General features: G+C 63.2%; 12 protein-coding genes. 5 read left to right on the top strand and 7 right to left on the bottom strand.

Features of this window, described 5'->3' with window-relative positions; all coding sequences use genetic code 11:
* Positions 1-3 precede the first annotated feature (3 nt).
* The 4 genes from AACZ55_RS07225 (at position 4) to AACZ55_RS07210 (ending at position 3,796) form a co-directional block, all read left to right on the top strand.
* Positions 4-903: an ABC transporter substrate-binding protein gene (locus AACZ55_RS07225; protein WP_338610642.1), complete on the top strand. Its 900-nt coding sequence runs from the start codon at positions 4-6 to the stop codon at positions 901-903.
* 75 nt (positions 904-978) lie between these two features.
* A complete protein-coding gene (locus AACZ55_RS07220; RefSeq protein ID WP_338609628.1) occupies positions 979-2,130 on the top strand; it encodes an ABC transporter permease in 1,152 nt (383 codons plus the stop codon).
* On the top strand, positions 2,127-3,062 hold the full coding sequence (locus AACZ55_RS07215; RefSeq protein ID WP_338609629.1) for an ABC transporter ATP-binding protein: 936 nt from the start codon (positions 2,127-2,129) through the stop codon (positions 3,060-3,062). Before AACZ55_RS07220 ends, AACZ55_RS07215 begins: the two co-directional genes overlap by 4 nt.
* Positions 3,059-3,796 (top strand): ABC transporter permease, encoded by a 738-nt coding sequence (locus AACZ55_RS07210; protein ID WP_339644653.1) that lies wholly within the window; start codon positions 3,059-3,061, stop codon positions 3,794-3,796. Before AACZ55_RS07215 ends, AACZ55_RS07210 begins: the two co-directional genes overlap by 4 nt.
* Positions 3,797-3,849: 53 nt before the next feature.
* On the opposite strand, the gene AACZ55_RS07205 is transcribed toward AACZ55_RS07210, so the two are convergent.
* From AACZ55_RS07205 to AACZ55_RS07195, 3 genes are all read right to left on the bottom strand, one after another.
* Entirely contained in the window at positions 3,850-4,728 is an 879-nt protein-coding gene (locus AACZ55_RS07205; RefSeq protein WP_338609631.1) for a transglutaminase family protein, read from the bottom strand.
* A gap of 187 nt (positions 4,729-4,915) precedes the next feature.
* Entirely contained in the window at positions 4,916-7,282 is a 2,367-nt protein-coding gene (locus tag AACZ55_RS07200; RefSeq protein WP_339644650.1) for a circularly permuted type 2 ATP-grasp protein, read from the bottom strand.
* 36 nt (positions 7,283-7,318) lie between these two features.
* The gene (locus tag AACZ55_RS07195; protein WP_339644647.1) at positions 7,319-10,630 is read right to left on the bottom strand and encodes a transglutaminase family protein; all 3,312 of its coding nucleotides are present in this window, start codon (positions 10,628-10,630) and stop codon (positions 7,319-7,321) included.
* Between the two features lie 127 nt (positions 10,631-10,757).
* Between AACZ55_RS07195 and AACZ55_RS07190 the strand changes: the two genes are divergently transcribed.
* The gene (locus AACZ55_RS07190) at positions 10,758-11,390 is read left to right on the top strand and encodes a trimeric intracellular cation channel family protein (protein ID WP_338609634.1); all 633 of its coding nucleotides are present in this window, start codon (positions 10,758-10,760) and stop codon (positions 11,388-11,390) included.
* Here the strand turns inward: AACZ55_RS07190 and AACZ55_RS07185 are convergent.
* From AACZ55_RS07185 to AACZ55_RS07170, 4 genes are all read right to left on the bottom strand, one after another.
* On the bottom strand, positions 11,372-12,508 hold the full coding sequence (locus AACZ55_RS07185) for a succinylglutamate desuccinylase/aspartoacylase family protein (RefSeq protein ID WP_339644645.1): 1,137 nt from the start codon (positions 12,506-12,508) through the stop codon (positions 11,372-11,374). The two genes, AACZ55_RS07190 and AACZ55_RS07185, sit on opposite strands and share 19 nt — an antisense overlap.
* Positions 12,509-12,514: 6 nt before the next feature.
* The gene (locus AACZ55_RS07180) at positions 12,515-13,273 is read right to left on the bottom strand and encodes an ABC transporter permease subunit (RefSeq protein WP_338609636.1); all 759 of its coding nucleotides are present in this window, start codon (positions 13,271-13,273) and stop codon (positions 12,515-12,517) included.
* Positions 13,274-13,276: 3 nt separating this feature from the next.
* The gene (locus AACZ55_RS07175; RefSeq protein WP_339644641.1) at positions 13,277-14,116 is read right to left on the bottom strand and encodes an ABC transporter permease subunit; all 840 of its coding nucleotides are present in this window, start codon (positions 14,114-14,116) and stop codon (positions 13,277-13,279) included.
* A 69-nt stretch (positions 14,117-14,185) separates the two neighbouring features.
* Positions 14,186-14,721: transporter substrate-binding domain-containing protein (locus AACZ55_RS07170; protein ID WP_339644638.1), on the bottom strand; the 536-nt coding region annotated here is incomplete at its 5' end.

The following is a 14,721-nucleotide window of genomic DNA, read 5'->3' as shown; positions in this document are numbered from 1 at the left end:
AAACTGCTTTCCATCATTGCTGGCGCGGCTGTTGCTGCCGCGCTGACCACGACTGCCTACGGGCAGGTGGTCGTCTCGTCCAAGATCGATACCGAGGGTGGTGTTTTGGGCAACATCATTGCCCAGATGCTGCAGGCCAACGATATCGAGACCGAGAACCGCATCCAGCTTGGCGCGACGCCCATCGTGCGCGAGGCGATTGCAGCCGGCCAGATCGACATCTACCCGGAATATACGGGCAATGGCGCGTTCTTTTTCGGTCTTGAGGACGAAGACGTCTGGAATGACGCGCAGGCCGGGTTCGACCGGGTTGCCGAAATGGACCTTTCCGAAAACGGTGTCGTCTGGCTCACGCCTTCGCCGGCCAACAACACATGGGCCATTGCCGTGCGCTCGGATGTCGCCGAGGAAAACGGGCTGGCGACCATGTCCGATTTCGGCGCCTATATCGCTGATGGCGGTGAAATCGTGCTTGCCGCATCGAGCGAGTTCGTGACCTCGCCTGCTGCCTTGCCCGCCTTTCAGGAGGCCTACGGGTTCGAGCTTTCTTCAGACCAGTTGATCCAGCTTTCGGGTGGCGACACCGCAGCGACCATTTCGGCTGCGGCCAACCAGACCTCGGGCGCCAACGCGGCCATGGTCTATGGCACCGATGGCGGCATCGCGCCGTCCGGGCTCGTGGTCATGGATGACGATATGGGCGTGCAGCCGGTCTATGCGCCTGCGCCGATCATCCGCCAGGACGTGCTGGACGAATATCCGCAGATCGCGGAAATCCTTGCCCCGGTGTTTGAGGGCCTGACGCTCGAAGTGCTGCAGGATCTCAACGGCCGCGTGCAGGTGGGAGGCGAACCGGCCGAAGCGGTCGCCGAATCCTACCTGACCGAAAACGGCTTTCTCTAAAAGGGAAAGGGCCGCGCTTAACATGGTGCGGCCCCAACCATCTTGACGGCGCTCGCCCGGGCCGGGACACATTCATTGCGTATCGACAAGCTCGGAGTGGTTGTTGCCGCTCTGGGGCTTTTCGCGCTCGTCTTTCAGTCCTTTCTCGTCTTTCGCGCCAACCGGATCGTCCCCGGCGAGGCGGTTCCCGCCTGGGACGCGCTCGGCGTCGGCGGCATCGCGCTTTATGGTGCGCTGGCCGTTGCGCTCCTGGTCCTGCTGCTCAAGACCCCGCTCGCTATCCGGCTCGCGGTCGCCAGCCTCGCGCTGATCGCGCTGGCGGTCGCCGTGGGCATGGGGGCATCCGCTTTGATCCCCGAAGGCGATACCTATGCCCGTGTTTCGCCCGGCTCGGGTGTGTGGATCATGGTCTTTGCTTTTGCGCTGGCCGCGACCGACGCCCTGGCCCGGCTCAAGCTCGGGCCGTTCGCCCGGGTCGGCATTCTGATCGGAGTGGCCGCGGTTCTGTGGGGCATCCTTGCTTCGGGCCTGTGGGACGATCTGGCGGTGATGCGCGAATATCAGGGTCGGCAGTCGGCGTTTTTTGCCCAATTGCAGGTCCATCTGTTTCTTGCCTTCGGATCGGTGGCCGCGGCGGTGCTGATCGGGGTTCCGGTGGGAATCGTGTGCTACCGCATACCCCGCGTCCGGGCCGGTATTCTGGGCAGCCTCAATGTGGTCCAGACCGTCCCCTCGATTGCGCTGTTCGGGCTGTTGATCGCGCCCATGGCCTGGATCGGCGCCAACGTGCCCGGCGCGCGCGAGCTTGGCATCGGCGGTATCGGCTACGCCCCGGCCTTTCTGGCGCTGTTTGCCTATTCGCTGCTGCCCATTGTGTCCAACACCGTCGTCGGCCTTGACGGGGTGCCGCGCGATGCCAATGAAGCAGCGCGCGGCATGGGCATGACCAATGGGCAGCGCATGACAGGTGTTTTGCTGCCTCTGGCTTTCCCGGTGATCCTCACCGGTATCCGCATCATTTTGGTCCAGAATATCGGTCTGGCGGTCATCGCCGGGCTGATCGGGGGCGGGGGGCTTGGCACCTTCGTGTTCCAGGGCATTTCGCAAACCGCCATGCCGCTCGTTCTGCTCGGGGCGATCCCCGCCGTCGCCATGGCGTTCGCGGCGGCCATCGTGCTCGACGCCGGGGTGGAATTGAGCCAGGGCCGCCAGAGGGCAAGACCATGATCGAAATCGACCATCTCACCAAGACCTATGACGGCCGCGCCGTCGTCGACGATGTAACGCTCTCCATCCCCAGCCGGGAAATCGTTGCCATCGTGGGCACCTCGGGCTCGGGCAAGACCACGCTGTTGCGCATGATCAACCGGCTGGTCGAGCCCAGTGCCGGCGCCATTCGCATCGACGGCCAGGATACTCACGATCTGCCCCCCTACGAATTGCGGCGCCAGATCGGCTACGCCATTCAGGGGCACGGGCTGTTTCCCCATCGCGACGTCGCCCACAATATCGGCACCGTCCCGCGCCTTTTGGGCTGGGACAAGCACAAGATCTCCGCGCGGGTGGACGAGCTTTTGGAGATGTTCCAGCTCGAGCCCGACCAATACCGCTCGCGCATGCCGCACGAGCTTTCGGGTGGCCAGAAACAGCGTGTCGGGGTCGCCCGCGCCCTCGCCGCCGGACCGCTGGTCCTGCTCATGGACGAGCCGTTCGGCGCGCTCGACCCGATCATCCGCGCCAAGGCGCAGGCCGATCTGGTGGAAATCCAGCAGCGGCTGGGCACCACCGTCGTCCTTGTCACCCACGACATGGACGAGGCCATCCGGCTGGGCGACCGCATCGCCGTGATGAGCGAGGGCAAGGTTTTGCAATACGCTTCGCCCCAGGAAATCATCGCCAATCCGGTGGACGATTTCGTCGAGGCGATGCTGGGATCTGGCGACAAGGCGTTTAGGCTTTTGACCCTCGATCACGTATCTTCGGTGGTCGAACCGGGCGAGGCCGAGGGCCAGCCTGTCGACACCCACCTGTCGCTGCGCGACGCCTATTCGGAAATGCTCTGGTCGCAGCGACCGGCCCTGCCGGTGACCAAAGACGGCGTACCCATCGGCATCGTCACCCGCGCGGCGCTGGAAAAACGGGCAGCGCGGCCGCAATGAAGATCGGGGTCGTCATAAGGCTGGTGGTTCTGGCGTTGCTCATCGCGTTCATCGTGACGCCGCAAAGCTTTGCGCCGCTGTTTGCGCCGCTGGTGCGCGAGGGCACACCGCCGATCTACACCCAGACGACCATCCTCTCGCTCACCCTGAGTCATCTGGCCATCGTGGGGTTTGCCACCGTGCTCGCAACGCTGTTCGCGGTCGGGCTGGCCATTCTGGTCACGCGCCCGTTCGGCGAGGAATTCCTGCCCCTTTCGCGCGCCATCGCCAATATCGGGCAGACCTTCCCGCCGGTCGCGGTTTTGGCGCTGGCCGTGCCCATGCTCGGGTTCGGCACAGGGCCAACTCTGGTTGCGCTGTTTTTGTACGGGTTGCTGCCGATTTTCGAGAACGCCCTGACCGGGCTGACGTCGCTGGCCCCCTCGGTGCGCGAGGCATCGCGCGGCACCGGCATGACCGGCTGGCAGCGTCTGGCGGGGGTCGAATTGCCGCTGGCGCTTCCGGTGATCCTTGCGGGCATCAGGCTTTCGGCAGTCATCTCGCTCTCGACCGCCACCATCGGCTCGACCGTTGCGGCCCGCACCCTGGGCGAAGTGATCATTGCCGGGCTGGTTTCGGGCAACACGGCTTTCGTCTTGCAGGGCGGGCTGATCGTGGGCGCTCTGGCGGTCTTGATCTATGACGGGTTCGTGGGGCTGGAAAAATTCATGGCCCGCCGCATGGGAGGTGTCTAAGCGTTGGTCGTGCGGTCGAACCGAAAAAGTCTGCAACTTTTTCTGACCTCACTCTAGCCGACTTCCAGAACGTCCACGGCCTGTGTCGTTTCCTGCCCGCCCGCCGAGCGCAGCATGCCCACGATTGGAGTGACGTCGGAATAATCGCGCCCATAGCCGATGACGATATGATCCTGGCCGGCGAAAATCGCGTTTGTGGGATCGAACTCGACCCACCCGGTTTCGCGCCCGCACCACACTTTCACCCAGGCGTGCATGGCGTCCGCGCCTTCGAGCCGCTCTTCGCCTTCGGGCGGTATGGTGCGCAGGAACCCCGAGACATAGCCCGCCGGAACGCCCAGCCCGCGCAGGCCGGCAATCATGATGTGCGCGAAATCCTGACACACGCCGCGCCTGAGCGCGAAGGCCTCGGTCACTGGGGTATCGACCAGCGTCGCCTCGCCGTCATAGGCAAAATCGGCATGGATGCGCAGACCCAGATGGTGGGCCAGCTCGCGCACCGAAATCGCTTGCTTGACGCTCGATCTGGCATAGGCGGTGATCGCCGGCTCTATGGCGATGCGGGGGCTGGGGCTGAGGAAATGATGGGGTGAGAGCGATCCCATGTCCCAGTTGCCGGCGATTTCGGCATGGAGCGTCTCGAGCGTTGGCGTGAAATCGATGCCCGGATCGCCGCGCAGCACTTCGACCCGGGCTGCAATGGCGATATCGAGAGCCTCATGGGCGCTGCGATAGGCGAGCGCCGCCACGCGGGTGCCGAAGAAGTCGACAAACTCGGAGCGTTCGGCCGGTTGGGGATCGACGGTCAGGCTCGCCGCCACGACCCGCTGGATGCCCGCCAGATTGGCCGGAAACACCCGCACCAGATGCCGCCCACCCGAAACCGGGGCATCATAGGCATAATCGAGCTTGAGCCGGATGTCGTAGAGCATGGTCAGGACGCCCGGCGGTGAGCAAAATCGCAGCGCATCGCCCGCACCCCCCACTTGGTCACCCCGGCCTTGAGCCGGGGTCCAGTACGCTCAGCGCGAGCGAACGATTTACGGGCGCTGCCGGTTACTGGATCCCGGCTCAAGGCCGGGGTGACGGCGGAGAATTGGAAAGCCCCGTCCTTGGCCATCAGAAATACATCTCCGAGATCAAATTGGAGATGTTGGCCAGCCCGTTGCCGACCCCAACCAGCATGTCGGGGTTCACGTCGGCGGCGTCGATCACCGCCAGTTCGGTCTGGAGTTTGAGAGCGGCCTTGGCGGCGGCCGAGAGCTGGCCATCGACATAGCCGCCGGGCAGTTCCTTGAGTTGCTCGAGCAGTTCGGTCAGCTGAAACATCACCGAGCGCGGGTTGAGCGGATCGGAAATCAGCAATTCCACAGCGCCCAGATTGCCATAGCCATATCCATAGCGCCGGCGGTGGGTCATCACGCTGTCGCCGATTTCGAGCAGCATTTCGGTCGCCCCTTCCGGCGCGTCGGGCGCGCACAGCCATGTGGCGATTTCGGCAATCTGGATGCCGCGTTCGAGCCGGCGCCCGATTTCAAGGAAGCGCCAGCCGGCAAAGCGGTACATGTTTTCATGCACGAGGCCGGAAAAACCGGCCAGCTTGCGCAGCAGCACCGTCATGGCGCGGGTGGCGTCGTCGCCGGGCTTTATGGTGCGCGCAAACCGCCTGGCGGTCTTTTGCAAATCGGTCAGCGCCAGCCAGCCATCGGGCGAAAAGCGGTCGCGGATCTGGCTGGCCGAGCGCACCGCGCCATCGATAATGGCCAGAAGCCCGGCCGGGACCGCTTCGGTGGCGTCGATGCCGAGCGGTTCGAGATAGGCGCTTGTGGCCACCAGCAGTGGGTTGTCCTCGCGGCCCAGTTCGGCAAGCCGCAGATGATAGGCGCGCAGGATGCGAACGCTGGCCTCGCAGCGCTCGGCATAGCGCCCCAGCCAGATCAGATTGTCCCCGGCGCGAGAGGGCAGATTGCCCGACGGGTTGCGTTCGATCGTTGAATTGGATTTGGCGAGCAGGGTGACCTGTTCGACCTCGCTTTCGCTGACCACCCACACATCGGCGGCCTGTCCCCCGCGCTGCATGGCAATGGCGGCGGTATCGAGCGCATAGCCGACGCGGGCAAAGCCGCCCGGCATGATCGACCAGCCCTCTGCCGTGCGGGCGGCATAAACCCGCAGCGTTATGGGGCGCGGTTCGAGCGCGCCGCCGACATAGACCGGGGCCGTTGAGAGCTTGACCGCTTCCTGCGCCGCGAAGGCTTTGGGGTCGGATTCGATTTTTGCCAGCAGGTCGGCGCGCGCCGCCGGGTCGAGATCGGCAATGGCGGCAGTGCCGCCGTCATCGTCGATGGACAAAAGGGTGGAGAGCGCCGGGCCGACCAGCAGGTCATTGAAATTGTCGCGCACATAGGCGCGGGCCTCTTCGCCGCCGCACCACCATGTGGCGATGTTGGGCAGTGCCAGATCGGAGCCCAGCCGTGATCTGGCGATGGCCGGCAGGAAGGCGCCGAGCGCACGGGTTTCCAAAATTCCCGCTCCCAGCGAATTGACGAACGCCACCGATCCGCGCCGCACCGCTTCGGTCAGGCCGGGGGTGCCGATGTGGCTGTCCTGGCGCAACTCCAGCGGGTCGGTAAAGTCCCCGTCCAACCGCCGCCAGAGCACCGAAATCGGCTTGAGCCCGGAGACGGTGCGCACCATGACCTCGCCATCGACGACAACGAGGTCCTCGCCCTGCACCAGCAGGAAGCCAAGGTAGCGCGCGATATAGGCGTGCTCGAAATAGGTTTCGTTGAGCGGGCCGGGGGTGAGGATCGCCACGCGGCCCGATCCATTGCCGCCCATGTCGGTCAGCGCGTTGCGGAAATCGCGGAAAAAGCCGGCCAGGCGGTGGACGTTGAGATCGGCATAGATATCGGCCAAAGCGCGGGTGGTCGCCACCCGGTTTTCCAGAGCAAACCCCGCCCCCGAGGGTGCCTGTGTCCGGTCGCCCAGCACCCACCAGCGCCCATCGGGGCCGCGGCCAAGCTCGAAGGCGCAGAAATGAAGGTGATGGCCGCTCATGGGTTCGATGCCGACCATGGGGCGCAGGAATTCGGGATTGCCGGCAATCAGCTCGGGCGGCAGCAGGCCATCGCGGACCAGAGCGTTGTTGCCATAGATATCGGCAATCACCGTTTCGAGCAGGTCGGCGCGCTGGGCAAGGCCGGCTTCGATGCCGCGCCATTCGTCCTCGGCGATCAACAGCGGGATATGGGCCAGCGGCCAGTCGCGCTCGCCCTGTTCGAGCCCGTCATACATGCGGTAGAAAACGCCCGCGTCGCGCAGGTACTGGTCGGCGTGCTGGAAGCGGTTGGTCAGCTCCTCGGCCCCCAGCGCGTCCAGCGCCGACATGAATTTGAACCAGCCGGGTTTGACCGTGCCGTCGGGCGCGACCATTTCATCGGGCACGCCCGAGATCGGGCGATACGCGCCGATCAGGTCAGGCATCTTTTGTGCCTTGGCGGCGGAGGGAGAAGCGGTCATCTAAAGCCACTGGTGGGGTCGCCTCAGGTCCAGCGTCAGAGGAAACTCGGGCGTGGGCGCTTCGGCCGGCAAATCATACGATCCGGCACTATGTCCATTGGCTATGAATCGCGCAAGCCGTCTTGCTTCGGCCTCGTTGGCATTCACAGGAAAGGTTTCATAGTTCCGGCCGGCCGGGTGGGCGACGTGATAAATGCACCCGCCCACGGCACGTCCCGTCCAATTGTCATAAACGTCGAACACCAGCGGGGTGTTGACCGGCAGTTCGGGATGGAGACCCGAGGCGGGTTGCCAGGCCTTGTAGCGCACCCCCGCCACCGAGACGCCGGACAGATCGGTTCTGGTCAGCGGAACCGGGCGGCGGTTGCAGGCAACAGTGTAGCGTTCGGGCTCGGCGCCGGTCAGCTTGACCTGTAGCCGTTCGAGCGAGGAATCGACATAGCGTACGGTTCCGCCGATGGCGCCGGTTTCGCCCATGACGTGCCAGGGTTCGAGCGCCTGACGGATTTCGAGTGTGTGGCCCGCGACCGTCACCTCACCGCAGAAGGGAAAGCGGAATTCGAGCTGGGCTTGGAACCATTCGGGTTTGAAGTCATAGCCGTGCTGGCGGAGGTCATCGAGCACGTCGAGAAAATCGGCCCAGACGTAGTGGGGCAGCATGAACCGGTCGTGCAGCCTTGTGCCCCAGCGGACCAGCTTGCCCTTGATCGGGTCTTTCCAGAACCTCACGATCAGCGCGCGGACCAGCAATTGCTGGGCGAGGCTCATCTTGGCGTTGGGCGGCATCTCGAAGCCACGGAATTCGACGAGCCCCAGCCGTCCGGTCGTACCATCCGGCGAATAGAGCTTGTCGATGCAGATTTCCGAGCGGTGCGTGTTGCCGGTCACATCGACCAGCAGATTGCGGAACAGACGGTCGACCAGCCAGGGCCGTGGCGCATCACCCTCGCCGGGGGCTGGCACCTGCGCCATGGCGATTTCAAGCTCGTAAAGGCTGTCGTGCCGCGCCTCGTCAAAGCGTGGAGCCTGGCTGGTGGGGCCGATGAACAGGCCGGAAAACAGATAGGACAGCGAGGGATGGCGCTGCCAGTGCAGGATCAGCGATTTGAGCAGGTCGGGGCGGCGCAGGAACGGGCTGTCATTGGGCGTCGCGCCACCGACAACGACGTGATTGCCGCCGCCGGTGCCGGTGTGCTTGCCGTCTATCATGAATTTGTCGGCGCCCAGCCGGGACAGCCGCGCCTCTTCATAAACCGCCTCGGTGATCGAGACACACTCGTCCCAATTGGCCGCCGGGTGGACATTGACCTCGATGACCCCGGGATCGGGCGCCACCCGGATCACGTTGAGGCGCGGGTCCGATGGGGGCGAATAGCCTTCGATATGGACCGGCAGGCCCAGCTTTTCGGCGGCCGTTTCGGCGGCGGCGATCAGTTCGAGATAGTCTTCGAGTTTTTCGGTTGGCGGCATGAACACCGTCAGCCGGCCGTCACGCGGTTCGACCGAAAGCGCGGTGCGCACCTTGCCTTCGATGTCGGTGATTTCCTGTTCGATCTGCGTCTGGGCAATGACCTCGTCGGCGACAAGGCTGGCCACCGGCAATTCGTCGCGCGGCGGCAGGGGTGCGCGCGGGATGGTGGGGTCCTCGGCCACGATATGGGGATAATCGCTTTCGGGGATATGGGGCAGGGTGCCCAGCGGCAGGCGGTAGCCGACGGGCGAATCCCCGGCCACCAGAAACAGCTTGCCGCGCCGTGTCTGCCACACCTCGGTCAGCCAGCGCGAGGCTTGCGCGGGGGCGTTCCATTTCTGGACCGGCAGCACATAGCCGGTCGGATCGGTCAGCCCGCGCTCAAAGACCCGCGTCATGCGCATGCGCTCTTCGGGGTCCTTGAGCTTGGGATTTGTCGGATCGACGTTCTCGGGCAGATTGCCTTCTTTCAAGATCCAGTCGGCGGGATCTTCAAAGGCCGGCTGGACGGTCGAGCCGTCCAGACCCAGTGCCATGGCAAATTCGGTGAGATAGGCCTTGGCCTGGTCGGGGCTCGGGGTCTTGTCCGAGGTCTCGTGGGCGATCAGGTCGGGATTTTTCCAGACCGGCTCGCCGTCCTTGCGCCAATAGAGCGAGAAGGTCCAGCGGGGCAAAGTTTCGCCCGGATACCATTTGCCCTGCCCGTAATGGAGGAACCCACCGGGCGCGAAACGCTGCTGGAGACGGCGGATCAGGATGTCGGCTTTTTCGCGCTTGGTGGGGCCGACCGCATCGGCATTCCACTCGCCGGATTCGAAGTCGTCGATGGAAACGAAGGTCGGCTCGCCCCCCATCGTCAACCGAACGTCATTGTTTGCCAAATCTTGGTCAATCTGGCGGCCCCGAGAGCACAACTCCACCCAATCGGAGTCGGAAAATGGCTTGGTGATGCGCGGATGTTCGGCGATGCGGGTGACCGTCATGTCGAAATCGAACTCGACATTGGCAAAGCTCGCGAGCCCCGAAATCGGGGCGGCATTGGCGAAATGGGGGGTCGCCGCGAGCGGAATATGGCTTTCCCCGGTCAGCAATCCCGAGGTCGGATCGAGCCCAACCCAGCCGGCCCCAGGCAGGTACACCTCACACCAGGCATGGAGGTCGGTGAAGTCGTTTTCGGTGCCCGATGGGCCGTCGAGCGCTTTCAGGTCGGGCTTGAGCTGAATGAGGTATCCCGAAACGAACCGCGCAGCAAAGCCCAGATGTCTCAAGGTGTTAACCAGCAGCCACCCGGTGTCTCGGCAACTCCCCTTGGCCTTTTCCAGTGTCTCCTCTGGCGTTTGCACGCCCGGTTCGAGCCGGACGATATAGCCGATCTCGCGCTGCAGCCGCGCATTGAGTTCGACCACGAAATCGACAGTGTTCTTGGGCGTCCGGTCGATGGAAGCCAGCAGATCCTTAAACAGGGGCCCAAAGCTCGGATCGGGCTTGCTGTAAATCTCCAGATCGGGCGCAATGGCCTCGGGATAGGTAAACGGCCAGGTCCCCGCCTCGGGCTCCACGAAAAAGTCGAACGGGTTGTAAACCGTCATGTCGGCAACGAGATCGACCTCGATCTTGAGCTCGGTCACCGGCTCGGGAAAGACGTATCGCGCCTGAAAGTTACCGTAGGGGTCCTGCTGAATATTGACGAAGTGATTGGAAGGACTGACTTTTAGCGAATGGCTGAGCACCTTGGTGCGCGAATGGGGGGCGGGCTGGAGCCGGATGATCTGCGGGCCGAGAGTGACCGGTCGGTCGTATTTGTAATGCGTGAGATGATAGATCGCGGCCTTGATCGCCATAGGCAGACTCCTGATTGTTCCCACGCTCGCTCTGTAACGATAGCGGTAAAGCAAAGGCTTCCGCAATCGCGCTTTACCGGCAATGCGTTAGCCGGCATGGTCAGGGCCATCCACAAGGAGGGCTCTTATGTTGCTGCACACGCTTTTCGTCATCGCTCTGGCCGCCGAATCGATGTCCGCGGCGCTGGCGGCGGGACGGCGCAACATGGACTGGTTCGGGGTCTGCGTTCTGGGATGCGTAACGGCGCTGGGCGGAGGCACGGCGCGGGATCTACTGCTTGGTCACTACCCGCTGTTGTGGGTCGATCAGCCCGCCTATCTGCTGGTTACAACGGCCGCGGCGCTGTTCACAATTGCGGTGGCCCGGATCATGGAACGGCTCAAGCTGATCTTCCTGTTGCTCGATGCCGTGGGGCTCGTGGTGTTCACCATTTCTGGCTGCATGGTGGCCATGGAAATGGGCCAGCCGGTGCTGATCGTCATCGTGGCCGGAATCATTACAGGGTGCGTGGGGGGCGTCTTGCGTGACGTCTTGTGCAACGATGTGCCGTTGCTGTTTTCCGGCGAGCTTTACGCAACCGTATCGGCGATCACCGCCTGCGTGTTCTTTTTCGGAATACAGGCTGGATTTCCGGTCGAGCTAATGACGATAGCAGCCATGGTCTTGGGCTTTACGCTTCGGACACTGGCCATCGTCTTCAAGATCGAAATGCCGCGCTTCGTCTATGTTCCGGTGCGCGATCAGTCCTCCAAGAGGTAGCCCTGTCGGCTGGCCAGAGGCTCGGTGCCGACGATCTTCGCGATGGAATTGCCCGGCACGACGAATTTGGCGACGTTGCGCGATATGACCCGGCCCGACGTGCCCGCAAGGATCGGTGTGCGCTCGGTAAAGGCACCGGGGCCGGCAAGGGCGATGAGATCGGCGATGGGCTGTCCCTTCTCGACTTGATCGCCCAATTCGACGCGGTAGGCGAGCAGCCCTGCCTGGTCGACGCGCAGCATTTCGGTGGCGCTCAGGGGGGATGGCGCGGGGGCCGGCCCAACCTTGGGCGGTGGGCCGGCAACAAACCCTTTGGCCCGAAAGAAGCCAAGGAGTCGGGCTGCGTCGTCCTTGCCGATATCGTCGAAAACATCGGGTTGGCCGCGATATTCGAGCGTTGCGGCGCGGGCTGAAAAGGGGATGGGCTTATCAGGATGGGCCTGGCGCAGGCGCGTCCAGAGCGAGGGCCAGACTTCGTCGAACGAGCCGCCGCCCGAGTCCTCTGCGGTCAGCTGGGCAACCGAGCCCATGTGGTCGGCAAGCTCTGAGAGTTCGGCCATGGAATCGGGGGTGACGAACAGATGGACCAACGCTTCGTTGTCGCAATGGAGGTCAAGGACGTAGTCGGCGTCATAGGCTTCGGTCATCACCAGATGCCGCAATTTCTGCATGGCCGTGGTTGGCCTCTGGGTGTCGAGCCAGTCGCGCACCGCCTGGCGGATCATTGCGACATTGGCAGCTGCATCGTCGGTGAGGTTCTGGGCGACCTTTGTGGCCACGGCGGCAAAGAGATCGGGCCAGCGGCGGTTGAAATTGGTGCCCGAGCGGAAGTCGTATCGTCCCAAATGGTCTTCGAACACCCGCTGGCCCATGCCAAGCGGGTTGACCATTGGAAAAATGGAGAAGCGGGCGCTGAGTTCGCCTTTTTCGTCGGCGGACTTGAGCAGCGGCAGAAGATGGTGCAGCGCCATGATGCCCGGCTGCTCGTCGGCATGGAGCGCGGCCTGCATATAGATTTTGGTCGCCGCGTCGGCGGGGCCGATCTTGAAAACCGTCAACTCGGACGTCGTGCCGGGAGAATCGGCGTCGATGGTGTGGGTGATGCGGTCAAAGGCCATGAGAAATTACCGGATATATTTGGGACCGAAGCGCAGGCGCGGACGGGAGGTGGCGCGCTCTTTGGGCATGTGGCGCATCATGCGTTCATAAACGCGCCCGAAGACAAAGAAAATGACCATGGTAACGGCGAGAAACCATAGAGCAGCGACCGAAAAATGGAGGAAGGCGTTGTAGTCGCGCTCAAACAGGTTTTGCGCTGTGTTGAGGATATCACGCTGGGCATTGATGACCGGCAGGGTGAAATAGACAAGCGCGGTCGAGTGGAAAAGAAACACGACTTCGTTTGTGTAGGCAGGCCAGGCAATGCGGATCGTGTTGGGCCATGTGACGGTCCTGAACACCTGAAAGGGGGTCATGCCGTAAGCGCGGGCGGCTTCGATTTCGCCGCGGGGAACCGTGCGCAGGGCGCCGTAGATGATTTCGGCGCTGTAGGCGGCGGTGTTCATCACCAGGGCGAGCGGGCCGATGAAAAGCGGGTTCATCATCAGCCACGCAATGCCCAATGGGCGCCACCAGACAGCGTTGAGCGCCAGCATGATGGAATAGAACATGAAGAACTGGATAAACAGCGGCGAGCCGCGAAAAGCATAGATATAGGCCGAGCACAGGCGCCGGACGATGGGGTTTTTCGAATTCTTGCCGAGCGCGAGCAGCACCGCAAAGACAAAGCCGATGGGCAGGGAAGCGGCCGCAAAATAGATGTTGAACAGTGCCGGTCCGGCGTAGAGCGGGATTTCGGCGAGCAGTGTTTCGATCAGGTCCATCGCCTAGCCCTCCACCGGCATGCCGCGCCGGGCCCAGGTCGTGAGCCGCGAAAAGCCCTTTTCCGAAAGCAGGGTGATGAGGATGTAAAAGACAAACAGCGCAATGAAATAGGCCCAGCGCCAATCGCCGTGCACAAGGCCTGCCTGAGGCAGGAAGTTGGGAGAACCCAATTGCCCCGCCCACCAGACGATATCGGCGATCTGGAGCAGGGAAAGGAGCGATGTGGCCTTGATGAGCAGCAGCCAGACATTGGAAAGGCCGGGCAGGGCATAGACCCACATCTGGCGGATATGGATGCGCGTCAAGACCTGAAAATCGCTCATGCCGTAGGCGCGCGCGGCTTCGAGTTGGCCCTGGGGCACCGCGCGCATGGCGCCGTGGATGACGTTGGCTGTAAAGGCGCCAAAGATGATGCCCAGCGATACGCAGGCCAGGACAAGGTATTCATTGGTCGAGAGCAGCCAGTTCGCTTCGCCGCAGGGCGGCCAGTTGGCCTGCGTGGCGGCAATCGTGTCCGGGGTGCAGACCTGCATGGCCCAGACCCATTCCACACCCTGTTCGAACGCCAGCGGGAAAAACAGGAAGAACAGCACGTCGGGAACGCCGCGCACCATGCTGACATAGATCGTGCCGATGGCCCGCAGGGCCGTGAAGCGCGAGGCCTTTGCCATGGCGCCCAAAAGCCCGAAGACAAGCGCAAGGCAGCCGCCGAAGACGGCAGCCATGATGGTGAAGCGGAAACTGGCGTACCAGTTGAGGTGCTTGCCGTTTGTCAGATAGCCAAGCCAGAAGGCGATATCTTCGCCTACCAGATCGAAAAGCCAGAAGGCGTCAGCGTCCACGCGCGTGCCCCTTGCGTGAGATGCCCGGCGAATGTCCCAGTCGGACGCCCGCCGGGCACAGGTTTGCGATTATTCCGTGTAGAACGGACCCGCGCCGTCGAACCATTCGGCGATCAGGGCATCGACGGTACCGTCGGCCTTGAGCGCGGTCAGGGCTTCGTCCAGCGTTGCGAGCAGGTCGGTGTCTTCCTTGCGGACACCGCCGCCGACGCCGCCGCCGATCATGACATCGGGGCCGAACATTTCCAGCGCGCCGCCGGAATTGGCGACGACCGGATCGAGCGAGGAGCCGTCAGCGAGGACCACATCGACATTGCCGGCGGCCAGATCGGCGATCGACTGATCGAAGGTGGCAAACGAGACGATGGTGTTATCGGCGGCAAAGTTTTCCTCGGCATAGGCTGCCTGGATGGTGTTGCCCTGAACGCCGATGCGCAGACCCGAGGGGCTTTCGATATCGATGCCCGCACCGGTTGCGGCGATGTAGTTGGAGGGATCGGGCGGGAAATAGTCCTGGGTGAAATTGATGGTCTCAAGCCGCTCGTCGGTAATCGACATGCCGGCCATGATGACATCATAGTTGCCCGCGACCAGGTTGGGGATGA

Source organism: uncultured Pelagibacterium sp. (assembly GCF_963972885.1).
In the GTDB taxonomy this organism is placed as follows: Bacteria; Pseudomonadota; Alphaproteobacteria; order Rhizobiales; family Devosiaceae; genus Pelagibacterium; species Pelagibacterium nitratireducens.
The sequence above is the reverse complement of the archived record's forward strand: the minus strand, read 5'-3'. Positions and strand labels throughout refer to the sequence as shown.

Coding starts and splice junctions, on each gene's coding strand:
- AACZ55_RS07200 (WP_339644650.1), bottom strand. CDS start 7,282: ATGCCTGACCTGATCGGCGCGTATCGCCCGATCTCGGGCGTGCCCGAT.
- AACZ55_RS07210 (WP_339644653.1), top strand. CDS start 3,059: ATGAAGATCGGGGTCGTCATAAGGCTGGTGGTTCTGGCGTTGCTCATC.
- AACZ55_RS07180 (WP_338609636.1), bottom strand. CDS start 13,273: ATGGACCTGATCGAAACACTGCTCGCCGAAATCCCGCTCTACGCCGGA.
- AACZ55_RS07185 (WP_339644645.1), bottom strand. CDS start 12,508: ATGGCCTTTGACCGCATCACCCACACCATCGACGCCGATTCTCCCGGC.
- AACZ55_RS07195 (WP_339644647.1), bottom strand. CDS start 10,630: ATGGCGATCAAGGCCGCGATCTATCATCTCACGCATTACAAATACGAC.
- AACZ55_RS07215 (WP_338609629.1), top strand. CDS start 2,127: ATGATCGAAATCGACCATCTCACCAAGACCTATGACGGCCGCGCCGTC.
- AACZ55_RS07205 (WP_338609631.1), bottom strand. CDS start 4,728: ATGCTCTACGACATCCGGCTCAAGCTCGATTATGCCTATGATGCCCCG.
- AACZ55_RS07190 (WP_338609634.1), top strand. CDS start 10,758: ATGTTGCTGCACACGCTTTTCGTCATCGCTCTGGCCGCCGAATCGATG.